Annotated in this window: 19 protein-coding genes; 8 read left to right on the top strand and 11 right to left on the bottom strand. The window is 72.9% G+C overall.

Annotated features, from left to right (window positions below):
- Nucleotides 1–29 precede the first annotated feature (29 nt).
- The 7 genes from A8711_RS13185 to A8711_RS13155 are packed head-to-tail and all read right to left on the bottom strand — an operon-like array spanning nt 30 to nt 7,618.
- Nucleotides 30–1,205: a hydroxymethylglutaryl-CoA synthase gene (locus A8711_RS13185; protein ID WP_069088371.1), complete on the bottom strand. Its 1,176-nt coding sequence runs from the start codon at nt 1,203–1,205 to the stop codon at nt 30–32.
- 2 nt (nt 1,206–1,207) lie between these two features.
- Nucleotides 1,208–2,263 carry a hydroxymethylglutaryl-CoA reductase gene (locus A8711_RS13180; RefSeq protein WP_124778902.1) on the bottom strand — a complete coding sequence of 352 codons (1,056 nt, stop codon included), beginning with the start codon at nt 2,261–2,263 and terminating at the stop codon, nt 1,208–1,210.
- Entirely contained in the window at nt 2,260–3,342 is a 1,083-nt protein-coding gene (gene fni, locus A8711_RS13175) for a type 2 isopentenyl-diphosphate Delta-isomerase (protein WP_069088370.1), read from the bottom strand. The genes A8711_RS13180 and fni overlap by 4 nt, the downstream gene beginning before the upstream one ends.
- A complete protein-coding gene (locus A8711_RS13170) occupies nt 3,339–4,448 on the bottom strand; it encodes a phosphomevalonate kinase (RefSeq protein ID WP_069088369.1) in 1,110 nt (369 codons plus the stop codon). The genes fni and A8711_RS13170 overlap by 4 nt, the downstream gene beginning before the upstream one ends.
- A complete protein-coding gene (mvaD, locus tag A8711_RS13165; protein ID WP_069088368.1) occupies nt 4,445–5,485 on the bottom strand; it encodes a diphosphomevalonate decarboxylase in 1,041 nt (346 codons plus the stop codon). Before mvaD ends, A8711_RS13170 begins: the two co-directional genes overlap by 4 nt.
- Nucleotides 5,475–6,530 carry a mevalonate kinase gene (gene mvk / locus A8711_RS13160; RefSeq protein WP_083297007.1) on the bottom strand — a complete coding sequence of 352 codons (1,056 nt, stop codon included), beginning with the start codon at nt 6,528–6,530 and terminating at the stop codon, nt 5,475–5,477. The genes mvaD and mvk overlap by 11 nt, the downstream gene beginning before the upstream one ends.
- Nucleotides 6,530–7,618 (bottom strand): polyprenyl synthetase family protein, encoded by a 1,089-nt coding sequence (locus A8711_RS13155; protein WP_064445534.1) that lies wholly within the window; start codon nt 7,616–7,618, stop codon nt 6,530–6,532. Before A8711_RS13155 ends, mvk begins: the two co-directional genes overlap by 1 nt.
- A gap of 420 nt (nt 7,619–8,038) precedes the next feature.
- On the opposite strand from A8711_RS13155, the gene A8711_RS13150 reads away from it, so the two are divergent.
- Nucleotides 8,039–10,708 (top strand): helix-turn-helix transcriptional regulator, encoded by a 2,670-nt coding sequence (locus A8711_RS13150; protein WP_158629862.1) that lies wholly within the window; start codon nt 8,039–8,041, stop codon nt 10,706–10,708.
- Between the two features lie 54 nt (nt 10,709–10,762).
- On the opposite strand, the gene A8711_RS13145 is transcribed toward A8711_RS13150, so the two are convergent.
- On the bottom strand, nt 10,763–12,436 hold the full coding sequence (locus A8711_RS13145) for a LuxR C-terminal-related transcriptional regulator (protein WP_069088367.1): 1,674 nt from the start codon (nt 12,434–12,436) through the stop codon (nt 10,763–10,765).
- Nucleotides 12,437–13,457: 1,021 nt separating this feature from the next.
- Here A8711_RS13145 and A8711_RS13140 point away from each other — a divergent pair.
- Together A8711_RS13140 and A8711_RS13135 are read left to right on the top strand one after the other, a co-directional pair.
- The gene (locus A8711_RS13140) at nt 13,458–15,557 is read left to right on the top strand and encodes an MMPL family transporter (protein ID WP_197494845.1); all 2,100 of its coding nucleotides are present in this window, start codon (nt 13,458–13,460) and stop codon (nt 15,555–15,557) included.
- 83 nt (nt 15,558–15,640) lie between these two features.
- The gene (locus A8711_RS13135) at nt 15,641–16,645 is read left to right on the top strand and encodes a nitronate monooxygenase (RefSeq protein ID WP_069088366.1); all 1,005 of its coding nucleotides are present in this window, start codon (nt 15,641–15,643) and stop codon (nt 16,643–16,645) included.
- Nucleotides 16,646–16,696: 51 nt separating this feature from the next.
- Here the strand turns inward: A8711_RS13135 and A8711_RS13130 are convergent, their stop codons facing one another.
- Nucleotides 16,697–17,113 carry a DUF4440 domain-containing protein gene (locus tag A8711_RS13130; protein WP_069088365.1) on the bottom strand — a complete coding sequence of 139 codons (417 nt, stop codon included), beginning with the start codon at nt 17,111–17,113 and terminating at the stop codon, nt 16,697–16,699.
- Nucleotides 17,114–17,303: 190 nt separating this feature from the next.
- Here A8711_RS13130 and A8711_RS13125 point away from each other — a divergent pair, with 190 nt between their 5' ends.
- Nucleotides 17,304–17,972 carry an NAD(P)H-dependent oxidoreductase gene (locus A8711_RS13125; RefSeq protein ID WP_064445530.1) on the top strand — a complete coding sequence of 223 codons (669 nt, stop codon included), beginning with the start codon at nt 17,304–17,306 and terminating at the stop codon, nt 17,970–17,972.
- A gap of 51 nt (nt 17,973–18,023) precedes the next feature.
- Here A8711_RS13125 and A8711_RS13120 read toward each other — a convergent pair whose 3' ends face one another.
- Complete coding sequence (locus A8711_RS13120; protein WP_064445529.1) at nt 18,024–18,701, bottom strand: TetR/AcrR family transcriptional regulator; 678 nt, start codon at nt 18,699–18,701, stop codon at nt 18,024–18,026.
- A 128-nt stretch (nt 18,702–18,829) separates the two neighbouring features.
- On the opposite strand from A8711_RS13120, the gene A8711_RS13115 reads away from it, so the two are divergent.
- Both A8711_RS13115 and A8711_RS13110 read left to right on the top strand, forming a co-directional pair.
- Nucleotides 18,830–19,525 carry an NAD(P)-dependent oxidoreductase gene (locus A8711_RS13115; RefSeq protein WP_043323041.1) on the top strand — a complete coding sequence of 232 codons (696 nt, stop codon included), beginning with the start codon at nt 18,830–18,832 and terminating at the stop codon, nt 19,523–19,525.
- Nucleotides 19,526–19,665: 140 nt separating this feature from the next.
- Complete coding sequence (locus A8711_RS13110; RefSeq protein ID WP_069088364.1) at nt 19,666–20,760, top strand: transposase; 1,095 nt, start codon at nt 19,666–19,668, stop codon at nt 20,758–20,760.
- Between the two features lie 50 nt (nt 20,761–20,810).
- Here A8711_RS13110 and A8711_RS13105 read toward each other — a convergent pair whose 3' ends face one another.
- Complete coding sequence (locus tag A8711_RS13105; protein WP_069088363.1) at nt 20,811–21,815, bottom strand: 3-oxoacyl-ACP synthase III family protein; 1,005 nt, start codon at nt 21,813–21,815, stop codon at nt 20,811–20,813.
- A gap of 253 nt (nt 21,816–22,068) precedes the next feature.
- Here A8711_RS13105 and A8711_RS13100 point away from each other — a divergent pair, with 253 nt between their 5' ends.
- Complete coding sequence (locus A8711_RS13100) at nt 22,069–23,022, top strand: amidohydrolase family protein (protein WP_082930900.1); 954 nt, start codon at nt 22,069–22,071, stop codon at nt 23,020–23,022.
- 4 nt (nt 23,023–23,026) lie between these two features.
- Entirely contained in the window at nt 23,027–23,836 is an 810-nt protein-coding gene (locus A8711_RS13095) for an arylamine N-acetyltransferase (protein WP_069088362.1), read from the top strand.
- Nucleotides 23,837–23,838: the final 2 nt, after the last annotated feature.

The following is a 23,838-nucleotide window of genomic DNA, read 5'->3' as shown; positions in this document are numbered from 1 at the left end:
TCGGTCGGGGCGCCCGGCGTGGCCGGTCGCTATCGCGGCTCGTAGACGCGCTTGTGGCCGGAGAGCCCGGCCAGCCGGTACGGGCCGGTGGTCACCGCCGGCACGGGATAGTCACCGCCGTCGACCGGGAAGGCGTGCTCGTGCAGCTCCCGGTACGTGTCGTAGTCGACCTCCTGCCGCCGGTCGATCGCCGCGCGGTGCTGGTCGGGTCGCGTGTGCTCGCGGTACCCGGGCACGACGGTGCCGGCGAAGAACTCGGCGACGCTGCCGGACCCGTAGCTGAGGAAGCCGATGGTCCGGCCGCTCAGGTCGTCGGCGGTGTCGAGCAGCGCCGCGAGCCCGAGGTACATCGACGCGGTGTAGCTGTTGCCGATCTCGGCGTTGTACCCGGTGGTGTGCCCGATGGCGCCGGCGACCAGCGCGTCGTCGACGTCGCGCCCGCAGTAGTTGAGCAGGTGCCGGTGCGCCTTGTCGGCCATCCTGGGGAACGGCTGGTGGTAGCAGAACGCGCCGAACTCGTCCAGCGCGCGGCCGCCGCGCTCGGTGTAGTCCTTCCACGAGCCCTCCACCGCCTGCAGGTAGGCGGAGATGGACTCGTGCCCGTCGACCAGGGCGGTGGTGCGGTAGTTCGGCCGCCAGAAGTCCATGACGTCGGCGGTGAACATGCCCGACGGGTCCTCGACGCGTACCAGCGCCGGGTCCGCGCCGACGAGCATGGCGACCGCCGCGGCGCCCTGGGTCGCCTCGCCGGGCTCGCCCAGCGCGTACTTCGACACGTCGCTGGCGATCACCAGGACCTGCTGCGACGGGTCGCGGTGCACCAGGCCGACGGCGAACTGCAGTCCCGCCGTACCGCCGTAGCAGGCCTGCTTCAGCTCGACCACCCGGGTGGCCGAGGGGAAGCCGAGCAGGGAGTGGACGTGTATCCCGGCCGCCTTCGCCTGGTCGACCGACGACTCGGTGGCGAACACGATGGTCCGGATCCGGTCGGTGCCGTGGCGGGCGACGACCGGCGCGGCGGCGGCAGCGGCCATGGTCACGATGTCCTCGTCCGGGGCGGGCACGCTCATCGCCCGCAGGCCGATGCCCCGGTGGTACTTGGCCACGTCGGTGCCGTTGGTGGCGGCCAGCGTGGCATGCGTCAGCACGTGGTGCGTCGTCGCGGCGGACAGGTCGTGGATGCCGACGGCGGGTCTCGCGGCCATCGTCAGGCTCCGATCTTCGTGGTCTCGGTCGGGCGTTCGAGCCGGACGTGCGCCCGCATCAGCTCGCCCGGGTTGGTCTGCGCGGCGAGCAGGGACAGTTCGCCGCAGAGCACCGTCGCGGCCGCGATGACCGCGAGCCGCCGGGCGTTCTCGCCCGGATCACGCGCGGCGCGGCAGCCGAGCCGTTCCAGGTTCTCCGCCACGAAGCCGAGACCCTTGCCGTTGCCGACGGTGCCCACGATCAGGTTGGGCAGCGTGCAGGAGAAGTAGAGGTCGCCGTCGCGGTCCTCGGCGACCGTCACTCCCTGGGAGCCCTCGACGATGTTCGCGGCGTCCTGCCCGGTCGCCAGGTAGAACCCGAGCAGCATGTTCGCGTAGTGCGCGTTGGCCGAGCGGACACCGCCGGCGAGCAATGTGCCGATCATGTTCTTGTGCACGTTCAACTGGGCGATCGCGGCCGCCGTCGTGTGCAGTCTGTCGTGGACGATCTCCCGTGGCACCACCAGTTCGGTGACCACGTTCTTGCCCCGGCCGAGAATGCCGTTTATCGCGGTGGCCTTCTTGTCGGTGCAGTAGTTGCCCGAGATCGAGCCGTACGAGATTCCGGGAATGGTGTCCAGGATGTGCTTCAGCAGCGCGTCGGCGGCCAGCGTCGCCATGTTGTGCCCGGACGCGTCGCCGGTGGTGAAACTGAACCGCAGGAACAGCAGATTCGCGGTGATCTCGTGGTGGAACCCGATCAGCTCGACGAACCTGCCGCAGGTGCGCACGATGTCACGCAGCTCGTCGAACCGCGCGTCGACCTCCAGCGAGGCCAGGTAGGCGGTCTGCGCGTCCCTGGCGCGCACGAACACCGAGCGGGTCATGCGCTCGTCGACGAGCGTGGCGACGATGCCCGCCTCGACCAGCCGGGAGATCTTCGCGCCCCGGCCCACGGACGGCCACAGCGGCGACTCGTACGTGGCGAGCGGGACCTCCGTCTCGACCTGTGCCACGTTGCCCGAGATCCGCACGGGACCCACCCATTTCATGGGCACACCGGCGATGGCGTCGTTCATCGAATGCCTCCGATCATCTCGTGGGTGGCGCCGGAGCGGGTGGCGAGGCGGTGGGTGTCGATGCCCCGGGCCGCGCAGAACGCGCTCAGCCGTCCGTGGATCAGCAGGTCGCACCGGGTCAGGTCGGCCGGCGTGCGCGCGCCGAGGGCGGTCATCAGGGCTTCGATCTGGTCGAGCCAGGTGGAGATCAGCGACAGCAGCGCCGGCACGCCGCCGTCCAGGAGCGTCCGCAGGAACAGCCCGGACACCCCGGCGGCGCCGGCGCCGAGCGCCAGCCCACGGACCACGTCGAGCGGGTTACGGACCCCGCCGGAGGCCAGCACGGGCAGGTCGACGCCCTGGGCGTCGAGCAGGCAGGCGGGTGTCGACTGCCCCCACCCGTCGAGGAAGGAGTAGTCGGCGGCGTCGCGCCGGTCGTTCTCGATCCGGGCGAAGTTCGTGCCGCCCCGGCCGGCGACGTCGGCCACCCGGACACCCATGTCCCGCAGCCGCAGCAGCGTCTCGCGGCTGAGCCCGAAGCCGACCTCCTTGACGATCACCGGGACACCGACGCCGGCGACGATCTGTTCGATCCGCGGTCCCCAGGCGGCGAACGACCTGTCGCCCTCCGGCATCACCGTCTCCTGGATGGTGTTCAGGTGGATCTGCAGCGCGTCGGCCCGCATCAGGTCGACGGCCCGCCGGGCCCGCTCGACCGTGGCGGTGGCGTTGACGTTGGCCATGATGAACCCGTCCGGGTTCTCCCGGCGCATCACGCTGAACGTCTCGGCCACCGACTCGTCGGCGAAGTAGGCGCTCATCGACCCGGTCGCGACGGGTACGCCGGTCTCCCGGGCCGCGATCGCCAGGTCCCGGTTGATCAGGCCTGTCTTGGTGCTGCCGCCGGTCATCGCGTTGATGCACAGTGGCACCGGCCAGTCGATGCCGCCGAACGAGGTGGCCAGCGAGACGTCGGACCGGTCGATGCCGGCCAGTGCGTGGTGCACGAACGACACGTCGTCGAACTCGTGGTGACCGCCGAGCCGGTCCTGCTGCTCGGCGGCGAGCCGGACGTGGTCGTCCTTGCGGTTGGCGATCATCGCGCGCTCCCGTTCGTCTGGTGGACCTGGACCGGCATGGGGAGCACCCCGGCGGCGGCCCACTGCTCGCGCAGCCGCGCGGTCTGCGTCGCGGCGGCGGCGTCCAGCAACGCGATGCCGCAGTCGCCGCCGCCGGCGCCGGACGGTTTGGCCGCGCCGCCGACGGTCTCGGCGGCGTCGCACAGCGCCGTCAGGCGGGGGGTGAAGATGCCGAGCCGGACCTCGTCGTCCAGCTCGGCGAGCACGTGCCGGGCCCGCCGGACCTGGTGCAGCAGTTCCTGGTCGTCGCCCCGCTCCAGCGCGTCGATCGCGGTGCGTACGCACTCCTGGCTGCGGCTGGTGAAGCTCCACCGCGCGGCGCTGCCCCGCCACCGGGAGGCGGCCAGCCGCCCGGTCAGCGCGCTGCTGCTGGCCGGCTCCCCGGTCCAGCCCACCTCCAGCGCGAGGCCACGCGGTGGCGGCAGCCGCCGGACCCGCAGGCCCGGCCAGGGCGCGCGCATCGTCTCCTCCACGCCGCGCCGCCGCGCCATGTCGCGTACGGCGGCGCGGTCGGGCGCCTGGTAGGCGATCCAGCCGCCCCAGACGCTCGCGGCCAGGTCACCGCCGGAGGCGTCGGCGCCGTCGCGCACCGTCGCCAGCATCGCCAGCCGGAACCGCGATTCGAGCGACAGCTCCACCCCGTGGTACGCGGCCACGGCGGTCACCGTGGCGACGCTCACCGCCCCGCTCGACCCGAGCCCGAACTTCGTCCCGGCCCGGTGCAGCCGGCTGCTGATCGCCACCCGCATCGGCAGCGGGCGCAGTCCGCGCCCGGCCAGGAGTTCACCGACCACCTCGATCGCGGAGGTCACGGCGCCGAGGTCGGCGGGCGCCGGCTGCCCGTCGTCCGCGGCGACGAGCCGGCCGTCCTGCCACCGCAGGCGCGCCCGGTCCGGGCGGAGGTCGGAGTCGACCACGAGGTGGGCGTCGGCGCCGGAGACGGTGACGTCCACTCCCCTGTCGACCGCCACCAGCAGCGCCGGGTGACCCGGCTCCAGCACCGCGTACTCACCGGCGATGAACAGCTTGCCCGGCGCGTGGTGGCGCACGGCGCCCGGCCCGGTCACGGCCGGCTGCCCGGGTCCGGCGCGGCCGCCGGGCCCGGTCCGGCGACGACCACGGCGCAGCCCGGCGCGACGTCGCGCAGGGTGTCGGCCACCCGGTCGGCGTCGGCACGGCGGCAGAGCACCTTGACGTTCGGTCCCGCGTCCATGGTGGCGTAGGCGCCGACGCCGTCGGCGCGCAGGCGCAGCACGCTGTCGAGCACGGCCACCGTGACCGGCGCCAGGTAGCGCACCGCCGGCCGGGCCGCAAGCATGGTGGCGTGCATGCCGAGGGCGTTGCGTTCGGCGATCTCGCCGACGGCGTCCAGGTCGCCCCGCAGCAGCGCGGTCCGCATCTCGGCCAGGTCGGCCCGGCCGGAGGCCACCCACGACGGATAGAGCGGCGAGGTCCGGACGGTCCGCCGCATCCCCTCACGGCTCGACACCGCCTTCGGCCCGGCGTCGACGATGGCGACCACCAGCGCGACGTCGAACGGCGCGACCGGCACCGGCTCGGCGTAGGAGCCGAGGTCCGCGGCGGCCCCGGCGCCGGGGCCCGCGTGGCAGATCGCGAAGCCGCCGAAGACCGACCGGGAGGCCGACACGGACCCCCGCCGGGCCAGCCGGGACAGCGCGGTGGCGTCCAGGTCGAGGCCGTACGCGGCGGCGCCGGCGAGCGCGAGGGCGGCGAATCCGCTCGCCGAGGACGCCAGGCCGGCGCCGGTCGGTACGGAGTTGCGGGTGTCGACGTGGGCCCGTTCCGTGCGCCCCGCCAGTTGCCGCAGCAGGTCCAGGAAGGTGACGACGCGCTGTCGCCGCTCGCCGCCGGCGGGTGAGCCGTCGAGGACCACCTCGTCGGCCGGCGCGCCGCTGTCGATCCGGACGGTGGTGGTGGTCGGGAAGATGTCGAGCGTCATCGACAGGCTGTCGGCGTACGGGATCATGAGCTGCTCGTCGCGCTTGCCCCAGTACTTGATCAGTGCGATGTTCGGATGGGCCACCGCGGTCGCCCGCCGGTCCAGCGCCGGCGTGGGCTGCTGCGTCCGGTGGTCAGTCGTCATGGCCGGCGAACCTCCCCATCGGGACGACCCAGGTGCGGACGGCGCCCGCCTGCCGGACGCCGCGCACCACCGCCGCGGACTCCCGGCGGTCCCCGGCCAGCGCGATCATGCAGCCGCCCAGCCCGCCGCCGCTGATCTTGGCGCCCGGGCTGCCCGCGGCGAGCGCGGCGTCGACCATCCGGTCGATCCGGTCGGTGCTGACCCCCACGTCACGCAACAGCCGGTGGTTCTCGGTCAGCCGCGCGCCGAAGTCGGCGACCCGGCCCTGGAGCAGGTCGTGCGCCGCCGCCTCGGTCAGGCTGGTGACCCGGCTGACGAACTCGTCGCGTGTGCGCGGGGAGCGTTCGAAGGCCCCACGCAGCAACTCCACCGCGTCCCTGGTGCTGCCGCTGACGCCGCTGTCCGCGATGACGAGCACCGCGTCGAACCCGGCCGGGTCGGACAGCCGCGCGGAGCCCGCCATCGCGACCGGCAGTTCCCGGCCGACGCCGTTGCGGAAGATCAGCGGCGCGGTCGCGCCGGTGGCCAGCGCGTCGATGCCGCTGGCCCGGCCGTGCGCCACGTTCTCCGAGGCCTGCACCAGATCGAACACCGTGCCGGCGTCGAGACGGCGGTCGAACGCGTCCGCGAGGGCCAGCACCGCGGCGCGGGCGCAGGCGGCGCTCGACCCGAGCCCCCGGCCCTGCGGGATCGCGCAGTCCACGAGCACGTCGACGCGCATCGGCTCGGTGACGGCGGCCCGCTGCCGGAACTCCGTCACCAGGTGCTGCAGACCGTCGGTCGGCAGCGACGTCACCTCCGGGCTCTCCAGCCCGGCGATGGCGAACGAGATCTCGTCCGGGCCGTCGCCGCCGACCCGGCGCGCCTTCGCCACGGCGGTCAGTTGCGGCACCGGGACGGCGAGCGCCGGCGCGCCGTACACGACGGCGTGCTCGCCCAGCAGGATGGCCTTGCCGTGGGCGCGGCCGGCGCCGAGGCGGACCGCTCCGTCACCCCTGTCGTCGAGGACGCGGCGGGCGACGACGGTCACCGGTTCCGTGGACATCACTGGGCCCGCTGGGTGGCCTTGATCGCCATGTCGGCGAGCTGATGTTTCGCGGGGGCGGTGGCGCTGCTGGCCTCCAGCGCGGCCAGCGCCCGGTCGGTGCGCAGCGAGATCTGCCGCTCGATCTCCTCGACCGCGCCGACGTCGCGGAAGATGCCACGGATGCGGGCGATCTCCTCGTCCGCGAGGTCGGTGCCGACCTTTGCCCGCAGGTAGGCCGCCGCGTCCGGGTCCCGTTCGTCGGCGCGCTTGAGCGCCGTGGCGAGCAGGACCGTCCGCTTGCCCTCCCGCAGGTCGTCGCCGGACGGCTTGCCCGTCACCACCGGGTCGCCGAACACGCCGAGCAGGTCGTCGCGGAGCTGGAACGCGATGCCGATGTCGGCGCCGAAGGCGCGGTAGGCGGCGAAGAGGTCGTCGTCCGCGCCGGCGATCGCGGCGCCGAACTGCAGTGGGCGCTCCACCGTGTACGAGGCGGTCTTGTACTGGTTGATGCGCAGCGCCGCGTCGACGTCCTCGCTCCGGCTGACCTGGCTGATCAGGTCGAGCAGCTGGCCGTACATGACCTCGGAGCGCACCGCCGACCACACCGGCGAGACCCGCACGTGCGCGTCGGCCGGCAGGCCGGAGGCGCGGACCAGGACGTCGGCCCAGATCAGGACCAGGTCGCCGATCAGGATGGCGGTGCCGGTGCCGAACGTGCCCGGGTCACCGGAGAAGCGCCGCGCCCGGTGCCGTTCGGCGTACGCGACATGCGCGGCGGGATGGCCGCGGCGGGTCTGGGACGCGTCGATGATGTCGTCGTGGATCAGGCCGGATGCGTGCAGCAGCTCGAACCCGGCGCAGGCGTTCAGCACCGCGCCGGCCACCGGGTCCTCCGGGTCGCCGCCGGCGCCGATCCAGCCCAGCCAGGCGAAGGCGGGCCGGATGCGTTTGCCGCCCCGCAGCACGTAGCTCTCCAGCTCGGCGACCAGGGCCGCGAAGTCGTCGCCCAGCTCGCGGGCCTCGGCGCGGCGCTCGGCGAAGAAGTCCCGCAGCGCGGCGTCGACGGGCGCCGAGTCGGTGACCGTCCCGAGATGTCCGACGGTCATGCCCGGGTCTCCCGATCGAGGCGGCATTCACCATTACACTCACGCATCTCGGACTCCCCTGGATTCGCTGGACCAGTCACGTCGAGCCGCGATCAGTCGATTCCGTTCCGGACGGTCGCGCCGGCGCGGAAACGACGCCGATCTCCCCATCGGCGCCGCCATTTCGTCCGCGCCGGCATGCCGATTCCGGCATGGCCTGACAGTAATCGCGCTCCGTCACCGTGCCCACTACTCACGCGAGTAGTGGGCGCTGCCAGCGACGTCGCCGACGAACGGCCGCAGATCCCGTATAACTGAGTAGCCCGCACCGATCCGGCGTTCAACTGTCCAGAACGGACGGTCGAACGCCCGAGGACCTCGACTCGCGGCGCGCGTCGGACGATTCAGCAGAGGAAAAACGGGATGGTCATCATGAATCGCATGGCGGGGCGCGAGCGGGAATTGTCCTCATTGGGGGAACTGCTCGACGCCACCGTGCGGGGTTCCGGCGGCTGCGTCGTGGTCGACGGGCCGTTCGGCATCGGCAAGACCCACCTGCTGAAGGTCACCGGCCTGGAGGCGGCAGCCCGCGGGCTGACAGTGGTGGCCGGGCGGGCAAGCGTCACGGACCAGCCGGTGCCCGTTCACCTGCTGGTCAATTTCCTGCGCCACGCGATGCCCGGCGAAGCGGCGGTCGAGCAGCTCGCCGTCCCGGGCGCCAACCCGTTCTGGCTGATCGACCGGGTCGGCGATCTGGTCGAGGTCGCGGCGCGCCGGCGTCCGCTCGTGGTCGCCCTGGACGACGCCCAGCGCATCGACGACGTCAGCGCCCTCGCCCTGCGCGGACTCGTGCCGCGGCTGGCGTCCTTGCCGGTGCTCTGGCTGCTGGCCCGACGGCCGGTCGCCGCCGGGTCGATCGCCCAGCACGCCGTCGACTGGCTGGCCGAGCACGTCGCGGTACGGGTACGGCTGCGCGAGCCGGGCGAGGAGGCGGTGGCCGACCTGTGCGCCGGCCTCCTCGGCGCCCGGCCGGACGCCTCCGTCCTGCGCTGGGCGGCCCGCTGCGGCGGCAACCCGAAGGTGATGGAGAACGTGTTCAGCGCGTTCATCAAGGCCGGCCAGATGATCATCGTGGACGGCGCCGCGTCGGTGGTGTCCGACGGGCTGCCCGACGGTGTCCTCACCGCCGTCCACGGGCTGCTGGAGGAGATGCCGCCCCCGCTGCGGCGTCTGCTCGCGGCCGCCGGCCGGCTCGGCCACACGTTCCCCGCCGACCGGGTGACGGGCCTGCTCGACGGGCCGGCCGCCGACGTGTCCGCCGCGATCGACGAGGCGGTACGGGTCGGGCTGCTGCGGCGCGACGGCGCGGAGCTGACCTTCGCCCACCAGGTCGTCGGCGAGGCGCTTCGGCACGCCGCGTACCCGCGACCGGAGCGCGCCGAGCCCGCCACCGCGCCGGCGGCGGGCGACGCGGCGGACGGCCCGGCCCCGCGCGGGCGGCTCGGTCCGCCCCACTCCCCCGCCGGCGTACGTGTCGCCCGCTCCGCGCCGGAGGCGGCAGTGCCCGTCGCGGCGGCCGGGCCGGCGCCGCGCTCCGGCCGGTGCGGGTGCGACGAGGTGGTGGCGGAGGCCGTGTCCCACCTGGAGAACAGGTCCGCCGAGGCGCCGCGGGCGCTGGCCCGTGCGCTGCGCCTGCTGGCCGGGGCGGGACGGCCCACCGAGGCCGGCCGCCTCGCGGAGGTGATCCTGCGCCGCGACCTCCCGGCGGACGTCGAGACGCAACTCGTGCTCGAACTGGGCCACGGCATGCGGGCCGCCGGCAACCACCGCCTGGCGGCCGGCTTCCTGCGGCGCACGCGCGCCCGCCACGACGTGTGCGAGCTGGACCGGGCCAAGCTGGACCGGGCGCTCGCGGACGTCACGAAGCGCCTGGGCGGCGCGTCGCCCGCCGGGCCGGAGCCCGGGACCCCGTCGCCGGGCTGCGCGCCCGGCGGGCGGCCGCTGTGGACCTGGCTGGTCCGGGCACTGGCCGCGGCCGATCAGCGCGACGAGGCGCAGGCGGTGCTGGACACCGTACGGCCGACGACGCGGGAGTCCTGCCACACCGGCTCGGAGACGCTCCGGCGCGGCCACCGGGCCGAGCTGCTGACGGCGGCGGGACGGCTGGAGGAGGCGCGCGCCGAGGCGGAGGCGGCGCTGCGAGCCGCCGATCGCGCCCGGCCGGCCGACTGCGTACCGGCGCGCCTGGTCCTGGCCCACCTGAGCGTGCACCGCGGTGACCTCGCCACGGCCAGCGACCAGTTACGGGCGGCCGAGCGGCTGGCCGGCGCCGACGACACGGCGCGGATGGACTGGGCGCTGGCCCGGTTCCACGCGGCCAGCGGCCGTCCGGCGATGATGGTGCAGACGTTGATCAACGTCGCCGGGCAGGTCGTACCCGATCCGCTGCTGTTCACCGAGGCGCCGGCCGCGGCGGCGGCGCTCGTCCGCCACGCCCGCCGGGCCGGGCTCGACGCGGAGGCCGAGCGGGCCGTGGAGGTCGCCCGGCGCGTCGCCCGCGGCAATCCGTTCGTCCAGTCGCTGGCGGCGGCGGCCGAGCACGCCGCGGGTCTGCTGCGCGACGATCCGGCGGCACTGCTGCGGGCCGCGGATCTGCACCGGCTCGCCGGCCGTACGCTGGCCGCGGCCGGCGCGGTGGAGGACGCGGCCCGCGGCACCCGGGACCGGGCCGAGGCCACCCGGCTCCTCGAAGCCGCGGCGGACGCCTACCGCGAGTGCGGCGCGCGACGCGACCTGGACCGCGTGGAGGCCGAGCTGCGTGGTGTGCCCGCGCACAACGTCCGCCCGCTGGTCCCGGACCGGCCCCGGTCCGGGTGGGAGAGCCTGACCAGCGCGGAGCTGCGGGTCGTGCGGGCCATCGTGGACGGGATGACCAACCGTGAGGCGGCGAGCTCGCTGTTCCTGTCCCCGCACACCGTCGACAGCCACCTGCGGCGCGTCTTCTCCAAGCTCGACATCAACAGCCGGGTCGAACTGACCCGCTGCTTCATCGCGCACGAGGCGGTCCGGCCGGCGCTGGCCACCCCACGCCAGCCGGCGTCCGCGGGCTGAGCGGGCCGTCCGGCGGACGGGCGCGGTTCAGCCGGCGGACGCCGGAGACGCGGTTCAGCTGGCCTTGCCGGTCACGGAGCCCGTGTCCCAGTCCGGCTCGCCGGTCATCGAATAGATCGCCGCACGGCTGGAGTAGGTGGCCGCGGCGTGCGCCAGCTCGGCCCGGGTGTTGAAGCCCAGCTTCCGGTAGACCTTCCGCAGGTGGTAGTTGACGGTGTGCGCGGACAGGTGGACCTGCTTGGCGATCTGCCGGTTCGTCAGGCCCACGCTCACCAGGTAGGCGATCCGCTGCTCCATGTCGGACAGGGTCGACCAGCAGCTCGCCGGTGGGACGCCGGTTTCCTCGGCGCGGGCCGGCGTCACCGGCCGTCCCCCCGCCTGGGCCTGCGCGGCGTAGAGCTTGGCGAGCTCCTCGGTGGCCAGCGCCACCGAGATCGGGTCCCGTGACTGCACGATGATGAGCGCCAGAGCCGCCGGGGCGCTGTTCGCCAGCGCGTGGGCGTGCATGGCGGTGAGGCTGACGACCTGGATCCCGGGATTGTCCGCGGCCAGCCCGTCCACCGTGGCGAGGACGCGGCGTTCGAGGTCACGGTCGTCCACGTCGCGGGCGAGCAGGACCAGGAAGGCGGCGGCGCTCGGCACCTCGACGTACAGGCGGCGTCGCGTCGGCAGGCGGCGGTGCTTGCCCGCCAGCAGCCGGGCGGCGGCCCGCGGGCCCTCCTGCTTGACCGTGATCAGCACTTCCGTCCACGAGTACTGCACCGAGTCGAGGACCACGTGGCGGTCCGCGTCCTCCTGCCCCCGCCTGAGGTACTCGATCGCGGCGGGCACGTCGCCCATGTAGAAGGAGGCGGTGCTGAGCACCGCGTAGGCGAGGGGCCGCAGCATGGGCACCGCGTCCCCGGCCACGGCGGCGGTGGCCAGCGCCGCCTCCCGGCGCGCGTCCCCGATCCGCCCGGCCTGCAGCAGCAGCCGGGACCGCATCACCGCCGGCGCGGCCGTCCAGATCGGCGCGGGCAGTCCGCGCAGGCCGGCCTCCGCCTCGTTGATCAGCGCCTCGGCCTCGTCGAACTCACGCAGGTTCGCGAGTTTGCCGGCGAGCGCGAGCTGGGCGTGCAGACGCCACACCGGTTCAGCCTCCGCGCCGGCCCGCACCGCCGCCCGTCCCAGCTCCAGGCCGTCGGCCAGCTTTCCCGCCGACCACAGCCCGGTGGACCGGGCGGTCAGCGCCATCGCCAGCGCGGCGTCACCGGACTCGGCGTCGCGTTCCCGCAGGATCGCCTCGGTCAGCGGATCGGTGCCCTCGCCGCCGAGCAGGAGATCGGCCAGCACCAGACACGCCTGCGCGTCACGCCGGGCGGCGGGCGACGCGGCCGGGCCGGCGAGAACCGCCTCGGCGACACGGACGCCGGCCTCGGCGTTCCCGCTCATGATCAGGCGGTGCGCGCGGGAACAGGATCCGGTGGCGTCCTCTCCGGTCGCGCTCACCGGCGCGGCAGTCGCGGCGTCCATCCGGCGATTCCGGTCGGCCACCGGGCTGCGTCGCCCGGAAAGGCTCATCGCCTCACGTCGTAAGGCGTCGCGGGCCGGCCCGGGAATGGCCTCGATGATGCCGCGCAGCAGGAAATCGCTCTGAAAGGCGAGCTGATGCTCGGCGGCCACGACGAAGCCCGAGGCGATCGCCTCGTCCACCGGCGGGAGCAGGGCCGCCGACGATCTGCCCAGCATTCTCGAGACGTCCTCCAGCATGAAGGATCTGCCCAATGCGGCGGCAACCTTCAGAAACTGCTGGCAGCCGGCGCTCACGTCATTCAATCGCCGCATGACAAAACTCAGCACACGCCGGGGAATTCGACGGGAAACCAATTCCGCCCGACCATTTCTCTCCCGGATCAATCCCTCTTCGGCGAGCCCGCGCGCCAGTTCGGCGACCAGGTGCGGATTTCCGCCGGCACCGCCCGCGAAGTCAATCAGCTCGCGGTGCACGTCGACCCCGAGGATCTCGCGCAGGACCTGCTCGTCGCTCCCTCCGCCCCCCGGCTGGGACACCGGCCCCCCGGCGGCGCACACCGGATTTCGTGCTGCGGCTGTCGCCTCGTTCTCCCGCGGCCGTCCCGTTGTCATAATCCCCCCGGAATATGCGCACACAGCTCAAGAAAAGCCTGGACTCGGTCGATGACGCTACCCCACAGCAACCACATTTGCCATCGATCACCGTCGTCGCTCATCATAACTATCCGGCAGGCCCCGGCGCAGCCGTCATATATCAGGCAGCATCCCGCTGATATCGGACTTACCTAAACAATGCCACGATTGGCAGAACTCGCACGCATGACCGAAACAGCCCTCGCCGCGGACCGTCCCGGACTGGCCGGCCGAACGTCCAGCACCATCGTGACCAGGTGAAACAAGCTCCGACCGGAACACGGCGTCACTCCTGCCCGGTCCGGACGCGACCGCTCCCGCGGGCGGTCGACGGCGGCTGGTCACGGCACCGCTCTGCCGACAGAGAAAGCGCAGGATACGGCGCTGACCGGATACCGACAGGTGTACTGCAAATGGAGTACCGCAACCGTGGTAGCGACGTCCAGGAAGTGCCTGCATCCGTACGGCGACACAGAAGTGCCTGTTCACGACCATTAGGTAGAGCGCTTATTGACTTGAGGAGAAGATGATGCCTACCGAGACTCCCCGCACAGACGGAGCTCTGGCGGGATTGGCGCGGTTCTGTTACCGGCGTCGTCGACTGGTGCTCCTGACCTGGATCGTCGGCGTCATCGCCCTGGCGTTCCTGGGCTTCCGCTACGGCGCCGCCCCGGACAACGTCTACTCCGGCGGGGACTCCCATTCCGCACGGGCGCAGGCCCTGATCGAGAAGCACTTCCCCGAGCAGCGGGGCGACACGCTCACTCTGGCCATCAAGGCCGAGCGGGGCATCGACGACCCGGCGGCGCGGCAGAAGATCGAGAAGGTCATCTCCGACCTGGACGCCTCACCGGTGACCGGGCCGATCGTCTCGCCCTACGACGACCGCAACCTGGTCACCGCCGACCGCCGCATCGCCCGGACGACGATCCCGCTGACCTCGATGGACGTGGAGAAGGCCGAGGCCAAGCCACTCGTCGACACGGTCAAGGACGCCTCCGGCGACGGCGTGACGCTGGGGCTGGGCGGCGAGCGGGCGGAGAAGGCGGAGACGCCCCCGCAGGGACCGGCCGAGGCGGTCGGCGTGGTGACCGCCGCGGTGATCCTGTTCCTCGCGTTCGGCTCGCTGGTGGCGATGGGCCTGCCGATCGTCACCGCGCTGCTGGCGGTGCTCGGCGGCGTCGCGCTGATGAAGCTCGTCGGACACCTGGTCCCCTCACCGGACTTCACGGTGCTCATCGCCGTGCTGATCGGCCTCGGCGTCGGCATCGACTACGCGTTGTTCATCCTCACCCGCTTCAAGGACAGCCTGGTGGAGGGGGACGATCCCGAGAGCGCCACGGTCAAGGCCATCACCACCGCCGGTCACGCGGTCCTCTTCGCGGGCACCACCGTGATGATCGCGCTGCTGGGCCTGATCGCCATGGGCCAGAAGATGATGAACGGCGTCGCGCTCGGGGCCTCGGCGACGGTGCTGGTGACGATGATCGCCGCGGTCACGCTGATGCCGGCCTTCCTGGGCTTCGCCGGCTACAAGATCCAGGGTCTGCGCGTACCGCGCCGGGGCCCCCTTCGGCAGGCCGGCTCCGACGCGCCGAAGCAGGAGCGCCGCACGCTCGCGGAACGCTGGGCCGGCGTGGTGCAGCGCCGCCCGGTCATCGCCGCGCTCGGGGCAACCGCCATCCTGCTGGTGCTGACCGCGCCGCTGCTGTCGATGCGGCTGAGCCTGCCCGACGCCAGCGTCCAGCCCCGCGACCGCAGCAGCTACACCTCGTACGAGATCCTGTCCGAGGGCTTCGGCCCCGGCTACGGCGCTCCCCTGATCTTCGCCGCCGAGGTCGGCGACGGAAACAGCGACCTCGGTCCGGTCGTCGCCGCGGTGAGCGGCACCGAGGGCGTGGCGTACGCGACGCCGCCCCGGATCAGCCAGGACGGGCAGGCCGCCGTCTTCATGGCCTTCCCCCGCACCGGCGCCCAGGACGAGGCCACCGCGGACCTGGTGCACAAGCTGCGCGACGACGTGCTCCCCGCGGCGTCCGGCGGCCGCGAGGTCTATCTCGGCGGCCCGAACGCCGGCGCGATCGACCTCGCCGAGGAGACCAGCTCCCGGCTGCCCGTAATGATCACCGTGGTCATCCTGCTGTCCCTGCTGCTGCTCGTCGTGCTGGTGCGGTCGGTCACGATCGCGCTGCAGGCGGCGGTGATGAACCTGCTGTCCATCGGCGCCTCGTTCGGTGTGCTGGTGGCGATCGTGCAGTGGGGTTGGCTCGGGTCCGCCCTCGGCTTCCCCACCTCCATGCCGATCACGACATGGGTGCCGATGATGATGTTCCCGCTGCTGTTCGGCCTCTCCATGGACTACGAGGTCTTCCTGATCTCGCGGATCCGTGAGGAGTACGAGCGCACCGGCGACACCCGCCGTGCCGTGACCCGCGGTCTGGCCCGTACCGCCAAGGTGATCACGGCGGCAGCCGCCATCATGATCGCCGTGTTCACCACCGGCATGCTCGGCCCCGACGTCTCGGTCAAGCAGGTCGGCCTGGGCATGGCGGTGGCGGTGTTCGTCGACGCCACCATCGTCCGGATGATCCTCGTCCCGGCGGTGATGGAGCTGTGCGGCAAGGCCAACTGGTGGATGCCCGGACGGCGGGCGAAGACGGCCCCGGTTCCCCCGGCCGGGGTCGAGGAAGCGGCCCGGATCTGAGCCCTTCCCCCACAGGGTGCGGGGAACCCCTGGACGGGGTTCCCCGCACTCGCTGTCGTCCGGAACCGACGTAGGGTCACGCCATGACCGAGCTGCTCCCTCCCCTCGTGGTCGCCCCGATGGCCGGAGGTCCGTCGAACCCGGCGCTGGTCACCGCTGCCGCCCGGGCCGGCTCGGTCGGCTTCCTCGCCGCCGGCTACCAGACCCCCGAGGCCGTCGAGGACCAGGTACGCGCGACGCGCGCGGCCGGCGTGCCGTACGGGCTCAACATCTTCGTGCCGACCCCCGCCGAGCCGGACCCGGCGCGGGTGGAGGCGTACCGCCGGTTGTTGCTGCCGGAGGCGCAGCGGTACGGGGTGGACCTGCCGACGCCGCGCCGGCACGACGACGACCACTTCGCCGCGAAGGTGGACCTGGCGGTGGCGTACGCGGTCCCGCTCGTGAGCTTCGCGTTCGGCGTACCGCCGGCGGGCGTGGTGCGGGCGCTGCGCGACGCCGGATGCCACGTGCTGATCACCGTCACCTCGGCCGACGAGACCCGCCGGGCGGTCGCCGCCGGACCGGACGCGCTCGTCGCGCAGGCGGGCACGGCGGGCGGGCACGCCTCGACCACCGATCCGTCCGGCTACCGGCCGCGCGGCGAGGCGCGGGACCTGCTCGCCGCCGTACGGTCGGTCACGGACCTGCCGGTCGTCGTGGCCGGCGGAACCTCGTCCGCCGAGGATGTCGCGGGGCTGCGCGCGGCCGGCGCGGCGGCGGTGCAGAGCGGCACCGCGTTCCTGCTCGCCGACGAGGCCGGCACCCGGCCGGCGCAGCGCGCCGCGATGCTCTCCGGCGACTTCCGCCGGACCGTTGTCACCCGGGCGTTCACCGGTCATCCGGCGCGGGCCCTGGCCAACCGCTTCACCGACGCCTACTCCGCGGCGGCGCCGGTCGCCTATCCGGCGGTGCACCACCTGACCGCGCCGATCCGGGCCGCGGCGGCACGTCTCGGTGACGCCGAGGCGCTGAACCTGTGGGCCGGGACCGGTTTCGCGTCCGCCGCGCCGGGCCCGGCCGCCGACATCGTCGCCCGATTGACGGGCTGACCGTCCGGCCGACCGGTCACCGGCGCCGCTGCGGCCCGGTGTCGACAGTGGTCAGGGTGCGGTGGGACCGGCGGCGCCCAGTCCGGCGGGGTTGCTGATGACGCAGCGCCAGGCGCCGTCCGCGCCGCGCCGGAGCACGTCGACGGCGGTGCCCTCGATCCGGATCGGGGTGCCGTCGGGTCCGGTTCCCTCGTGGACGTAGTCGTTGATCACCAGGGCGATGTCGCCGGTGACGTACTGGTGGCGGACGGCCACCTTGATCGGCAGGAAGTGCTGCTCCTCCCGGCTGCGCGCGCGCCTCTGGTCGCCGGTCAGGACCGTGCCGGGGGCGAGGATCAGCAGGGCGTCCGGCTCGTAGAGCCGCTCCAGCTGGTCGAGATCGCGGTTGTTGAACGCGCGCTCGAACAGGGGCAGGAGCGCGGCGGGGTCGGTGGGTGCGGCGGGCGGTTCCGCGGAAGCGTTCGACATGGGCGCAGCACACCCGGACCGGGACGGACCGGTCAACGACGACGGGCCGGTTCTGTCAGGTCGCGGCCCCGGCGGACATCGAGGTGACTAACTAAGATCCGCGCCGTTTGCCGGGCGGGGCGCGGCCGACAGGATGCCCGTAGATGGTCCATGCGATGCCCAGGCGCATCGACTCGTGAGGAGCGTTCCTGTGATCAAGGTGGCAATCATCTTCCACTCCCGCAGCGGGAATACCTACCAGATGGCCGTGGCAGCGGCGGCTGCGGCGGTGAAGGCGGGCGCGGAGGCGCAGCTCTACAAGGTGCCCGACCTGCCCAGCCCGATGGTGCTCGACCACAAGGCGTACGCCGAGCTCAACGCCGAGACCGCGGACGTCCCGGTGGCCACGCTCGCGGACCTGGTCGCGGCGGACGCCATCATGATCGGCACGCCGGTGCACTACGGGCTGCCGGCTCCGCAGATCCTCGACTTCATCGACCACTCCGGACCGGTCGCCATTCCGGGTGACCTGGCGAACAAGGTGGTGTCCGTGTTCGCGTCCGGCTCGATGCCGCACGCCGGGCAGCAGGCGGCCATCCTGGCGCTGCACAACTGCATCTGCCACTGGGGTTCGCTGATCGTCCCGAACGGCTCCAGCGTCGAGGTGCTCGGCCTGCCGAACAACGGCGCGCCGTACGGCACGTGCAGCGTCTCCCGGCACGAGGCGAACAACGTCCACGAGGACAACCTCGCCGCCCTCGAGTACCAGGCGCTGCGGCTGGTCGAGGTGGCCACCGCGTACAAGATCGGCCGCGAGCAGACCACGTCGGCGATCAGGTACGTGGACCGCCGGCTGCTGGCGGAGAAGTTCGGCCTCTGACTCCGACATGAACCGGCCCGCCCGGCGCGGGCCGGTTCGGCGTGTCCGGCCTCAGGTGGCGCCGGCTGCGGCGCGGGCGGTCAGACCGTCGAGCACGTACGCCAGCCCGAGCGCGAAGTTCGTGTCCCAGTCGTCGTCGAGCAGGTGCCGCTGCGCGGCCAGTGTGGGATAGCTGGCGCTGTGCCGCTCCAGCATCAGCTGGCCCTCCCGGCGTTCGGCCGCCGACCACCGCAGCGTGGCCTGGCTGGCCGCGGAGCCCTGGACGTGGCTGTAGAGCACCCAGCTCGCCGCGGTGACGTCCCGGGAGGTGAACCCGGCGCGGGTCAGGGTGGCCTGGAGGAACTCCATCCAGGACAGGAAGCCGGGGCCGACCGCGGGGCGTCGTCGCATCACCGCCGACCAGGGGTGCCGCAGCAGCGCGGCACGGCGCTCGGTCAGCAGCGTCGTGACGTCCGCCCGCCAGTCGTCGCCAGGTGGCGGTGGCGGCGTGGCGGCGAACACCGCGTCGACCGCGAGGTCGATCACGTCCTCCTTGGTGTCCACGTGCCAGTAGAGCGTGGTGGTGCCGACGCCGAGGCGGTCGGCGAGGCGGCGCATGGTGAGCTGCCCGACGTCGTCCTCGTCCAGCAGCTCGACCGCGGCGGCGGTGATGCGCTCGACGGTCAGTGGCGGGTCGGGCCGCCCGGCCGACGTCGTCCGCAGCCACAGGCTCCGGCTCCGCTCCGCCATCCCGTCACCCGCCTCGCCCGAAATCTGCCTGTTCCGCCCGTGAGCGTAGTACATTGGTCGGGCACCGGAACGTTGTTCGACTGCTGGACCGTCGTTCGACCCTCGCGCCGACGAAGAGGTGGGGCCAGATGAGACTCGTGGTGTTCGGCGCGAACGGCCCCACCGGCCGGCTGGCCACCGAGCTGGCGATGGCCCGGGGCCACGTCGTCACAGCAGTGACCCGGCGTCCGGAGTCCTTCCCGGTGCGGGGCGAGAACCTGCGGGTCGTGGGCGCCGACGTGCTGGACGCCGCGGCTGTCGACGCCGCCGTCGCCGGCCAGCAGGCGGTGATCTCGACGCTGGGTGTGCCGTACACGAAGGAGACGGTGCGAACCTACTCCGAGGGCGCCGCCAACATGATCGCCGCGATGCGGGCCCACGGCCTGCGCCGGCTGGTCTGCGTGACGTCGACCGGCACCAGCGGCGAGCACGCCGAGGGCGAGACGTTCACGTTCAAGAAGATCATCGCACCGATCCTGCTGCGGATGGGACGCACCGTCTACGAGGACATGGCGCGGATGGAGAAGGTGGTGTCGGAAAGCGGTCTGGACTGGACCGTCATTCGTCCGGCCGGCCTCTTCGACGGTGACGGCGTCACCGACTACCGGGCCGAGCCGCGCCGGCTCCCCGGCCGGTTCACCTCCCGCACCGACCTGGCCGACCTGCTCGTCCGGGAGGCGACCGAGGACCTCCACGTCGGCCAGTTCATCGACGTGGTCACCACCACCGGCGCGCCGACCTTCGCGCAGATGTTCATCCGGGAGGCGCTGCACATCGGCAAGTGACGCCCGCCCCGCGGGCCTCCCGGCGACCTGCGCCTCGGCCAACCACTGTGGCCCCGAGGGCGGTGCCGCCAGCACCTCGACCATCCTCGCCGCGGGTTCCAAGCTCGTGTGCATTCGCCGCCGCGCCGCGAGGAGGCAGGATGCTGCTGGACGAGGACCTGACGGATCTGTGCGACGACATCCTGGCCGGGCTGCCGCGCAGCGATCAGCGACGGCGCGGCCGGGAGTACGTCCGCGGGCTGCTGCTGGCCCGGGGACGCAAGTCGATCCGCAACATCGCCGCGATCTCCACGGAACCCGCCGCGGAGCAGGCGCTGCACCATTTCGTCAGCGACTCCACCTGGGACTGGATGCCGGTCCGGCGGGCGCTCGCCCGGCACGTCACGCGCCTCTGCGGGGCCCGGACCTGGGTGCTGCAACCGACCCTGATCCGCAAGGCCGGGACGCACTCGGTGGGCGTCGGCCGCCGGTACTCGCCGGGCCTGGGGCAGTCCCTCAACGCGCAGCACGCGGTTGGTCTCTGGGCGGCCTCGACGAGCGTCGTCACGCCGGTCAACTGGCGGCTGCACCTCAACGAGGACTGGTTGTCCGACGAGAAGCGCCGCCGGCGCGCGGCCATCCCGGACGACCTGGTCGCCCAGTCGCTGGGCGCCTGCACCGTCGAGGCGTACCTGGAACTGGGGGCGCCGGCCGGCGAGCTGGTCGTGGTGGACGCGCGGGAGATGGACGTCGAGGCGGTGGTCCGCCGGTTACGGGCCGCTGGAGCGCCGGTGCTGGTCCGGGTGCCGGCCGGCCTGCGGCTGGTCCCGGCCGCCGGCGCCACCGCCGAGCCGGCCGGCGACCTGGCGGCGACCGTACGGCACCAGCGCCGGCCGGTCTTCGGGCTCACGGCGCGCCCGCCGGTGCTGGCCGGCACCGTCGCGGTTCGGCTGCCCAGCACCCGAAGCTACGATCCCCTGCTTTTGGTGGAGCTGAGCGCGCCGGGGCGCGGTGAGCCCGGCCAGCTGTGGCTGACCAGTCGCGGCGACATCGGCCTCGCCGACCTGGTCGGCCGGGCGGCGCTGGTCCGGCGGGTCACCGACGACCTGGAGTCCACCGGCGACCAGGTGGGGCTGCGCGACTTCACCGGCCGCTCGTACCGGGGCTGGCACCGCCACGTGACGCTGGCGTCGGCGGCGCACACGGTGCTCGCGACGCACGGCCGGCCGGAGCCGGCCCTGCGGCGCACCTCCTGACGCGCGCCGGGCGCCGGTGACCACCGGGCACCGGCGCCCGCCCGGACGGTTCAGCCGGCCTGGAGCAGGGTCATCCCCATGGACATCCCGCCGCCGAATGCGGTGAGCAGCACGAGGTCGCCGACGCGGACCCGGCCGGAGCGGCACAGCTGGTCGTAGGTGATGGGCACCGCGGCGGCGCCGGTGTTGCCGTAGGCGGTGTACGTGCTGGCGACGCGGTCGAAGGGCAGCCCGAGCCGCTCCGCCATCGAGGCGAGGATCCGGCCGTTGGCCTGGTGCGGCACCAGATGCCCGAGCCGGTGCGGCGGCACACCGTGCTCGGCCAGGAACTCGGCGATGCCGGCGACCACGTACGTGTCGATGAACTCGCGTACTCCCCGGCCGTCCATCCGGAAGTGGTGCGAGCCGTCGCGGAGCGTCTGCTCCGAGGCCGGCAGGCGGCTGCCACCGGCCGCCACTCCGATCAGCCCGCGCGCCTCGGCGAAGCTGAGCAGCCGGGTGGCCACGACCCGGTGCGCGCCACCGACCCCGATCACCGCGGCGCCCGCGCCGTCGCCGAACAGCACCACTGTGCGGCGGTCCTGCGGCGACAGGATGCGCGAGTAGACGTCCGCGCCGATCACCAGCGCCGGCCGGTCCCCCGCTGCGGTCACCAACCGCTCGGCGACCGCGAGCCCGTAGCTGAAGCCGCTGCACACCGCGTTGACGTCGAACGCGGCGGTACCCCGTCCGGCGCCGATCTCGTGGGCGACGACGCTGGCCGTGGGTGGTTGCGGCGAATCCGGCGTCGACGTGGCCACCACGACGAGCGCCAGGTCCGCCGCGTCGACGCCGGCGTCCGCGAGCGCGATGCGCGCCGCTCCGATCGCCAGGTCGGAGGTCGCCTCGTCCGGCTTGGCCCACCGCCGCTGCCGGATGGCCGTCTTCTCGTACACCCAGTCGCCGGTCACGCCGGCGTGCTCGGCCGCCTCGTCGTTAGTCACCACCCGGCCGGGCAGGTAGGAGCCGGTGCCGAGCACACCGATCGGCCGGTCGCCACGCGAATATGTGAGCATGCGCCAGGTCCATTTCTTCACCAGCCGTCGATCGCGAAAATTGCGATAAGGACGGGCACCGACTTCGCGGCGAATAGTGTCGACGGTCCTCCAGACCAGACCTGCGGTCAATGTATGGCACCCGCAACGGGCAGGGCAACCGCCGGAACCGACGTGACATATTCACCCGCACCGCCTTGGCCGGGCGCGCTCCGGTCACCACTATGCGGATGTGGACGCCAACCCCGTAAACGGTCCGGCCGGGTCACCGTGGATGGACGCCATCGACGTGCACCATCACATAATTCCCGATTTCTATGCGGCCGAGCTTCGCGAATTGGGCGGTTCCACTGTTCTTTCCGGAGTCGACCGCCCCACGTGGAGCCGGGCGGGCAGCCTCGCCATGATGGACCGGCAGGGAATACGCGCCGCGATCGTCAGCCTGTGGCCGGGCGTACCCCCGCTGGACCGCGCCCGCAGCCGCGCTCTCGCGCGGCGGCTGAACGAGTACCTGGCCGAGTTCGTGGCGGCCGGCGACTGCCGCTTCGGCGCGTTCGCGGTGCTGCCCTTCCCCCACCTCGACGACTGCGTGGCGGAGTTCGTCCACGCCATCGACGTGCTGGGCCTGGACGGGCTCGGGCTGCTCACCAACTACGACGGGCTCTACGTCGGCGACCGCCGGCTCGATCCGCTGCTGGCCGAGGCCGAGCGGCGGCGTACGCCGATCTTCGTGCACCCAGCGGTGCCGCCGGCCACCGGCCAGCCCGCCTTCGGGCTGCCGCTGTCGCTGTACGAGTTCCCGTTCGAGACGGTGCGGCTGGTGGCGCAGCTGCTCTACAACGGCACGCTGGAGCGGTTCCCCGAGCTGCGGATCATCCTGCCGCACGGCGGCGGCGGGGTCACCTACTACGCCGACCGGCTCACCTACGGCCCGGTCATCAACCGCGATCTCGCCGACCGCCTGCCGGACGATCCCCTCGCCGTGCTCCGCCGCCTCTACTTCGACGTGGCGATGTGCGGCCGGCACGCGCTCGCCTCGCTGCGGCTGTTCGCCGATCCGGAACGGGTCCTGGTCGGCTCCGACTACCCGTTCATGCCGGAGTCCTTCGGCGCCTCGATCGGTGCGGGAGTGGCGCGCCACGCGGACCTCGATCCGGGGTGGTGGGCCGCGGTCAACCGGTCCAACGCGGCGAAGCTGTTCGCCCGTTTCCCCTCGACAGGAGAGTGACCACATGCTCGACGACACGCTTGTCGACGCGTACCTGAACCGCATCGGTGTGGCCCGGCCGGAGCGGCTCGACGCCGAGTCGCTGCGGCTGCTGCACGCGCAGCACGAGCTGACGGTGCCGTTCGAGACCATCGACTACCACCTCGGCAAGGAGATCTTCATCGACGAGCGGGTGGTCGAGAAGATCGTGTACCAGAACCGCGGCGGCGGCTGCGGCGAGATCAACAACGCGTTCCACTACCTGCTGGAGGCGCTGGGCTTCGACGTCACGCTGCACCAGGGCCGGGTCTGGCTCGGGCACGAGTTCACGCCGCCGTACAACCACTCGGTGACCACGGTGCGCATCGGCGAGCAGCGGTGGCTGAGCGACGTCGGCCTGGGTCGCAGCAGCCGCTACCCGCTGCTGCTGGAGTCGCCGCAGCCGCAGGAGGACCCGCACGGCACCTTCTCCACCAAGCGGGTCGCCGACAACGCCACCGACGTCTTCCGGGCCGACGCGCTGCAGTACCGCTTCTACGACGAGCCGGTCGTGGCGGCCGACGGCATGCAGGTGCTGTGGTGGTACCGCACCTCACCGGACTCGCCGTTCCTGCAGAACCTCTCCTGCACGCTGCCGACCGAGAACGGGCGCATCATCCTGCGGGAGAACAAGCTCGTCGTGATCGACGGCGACGAGCGGCGGATCGAGCGGCTCACCAACGACGACGACCTGCTGGCGGCGTACGACAAGTACTTCGGCATCAAGCTGGACGCGCCGCCGAAGCCGAGTCCGCACGTCAAGAAGTCGATGCGCATGTCGTACGAGCGGGACTGAGC

The sequence above is a fragment of the Micromonospora sp. II genome, from assembly GCF_001709195.1.
Lineage (GTDB): Bacteria > Actinomycetota > Actinomycetes > Mycobacteriales > Micromonosporaceae > Micromonospora > Micromonospora chalcea.
Note: the sequence above shows the minus strand (reverse complement) of the source record. Positions and strands in the feature narration are given on the sequence as shown.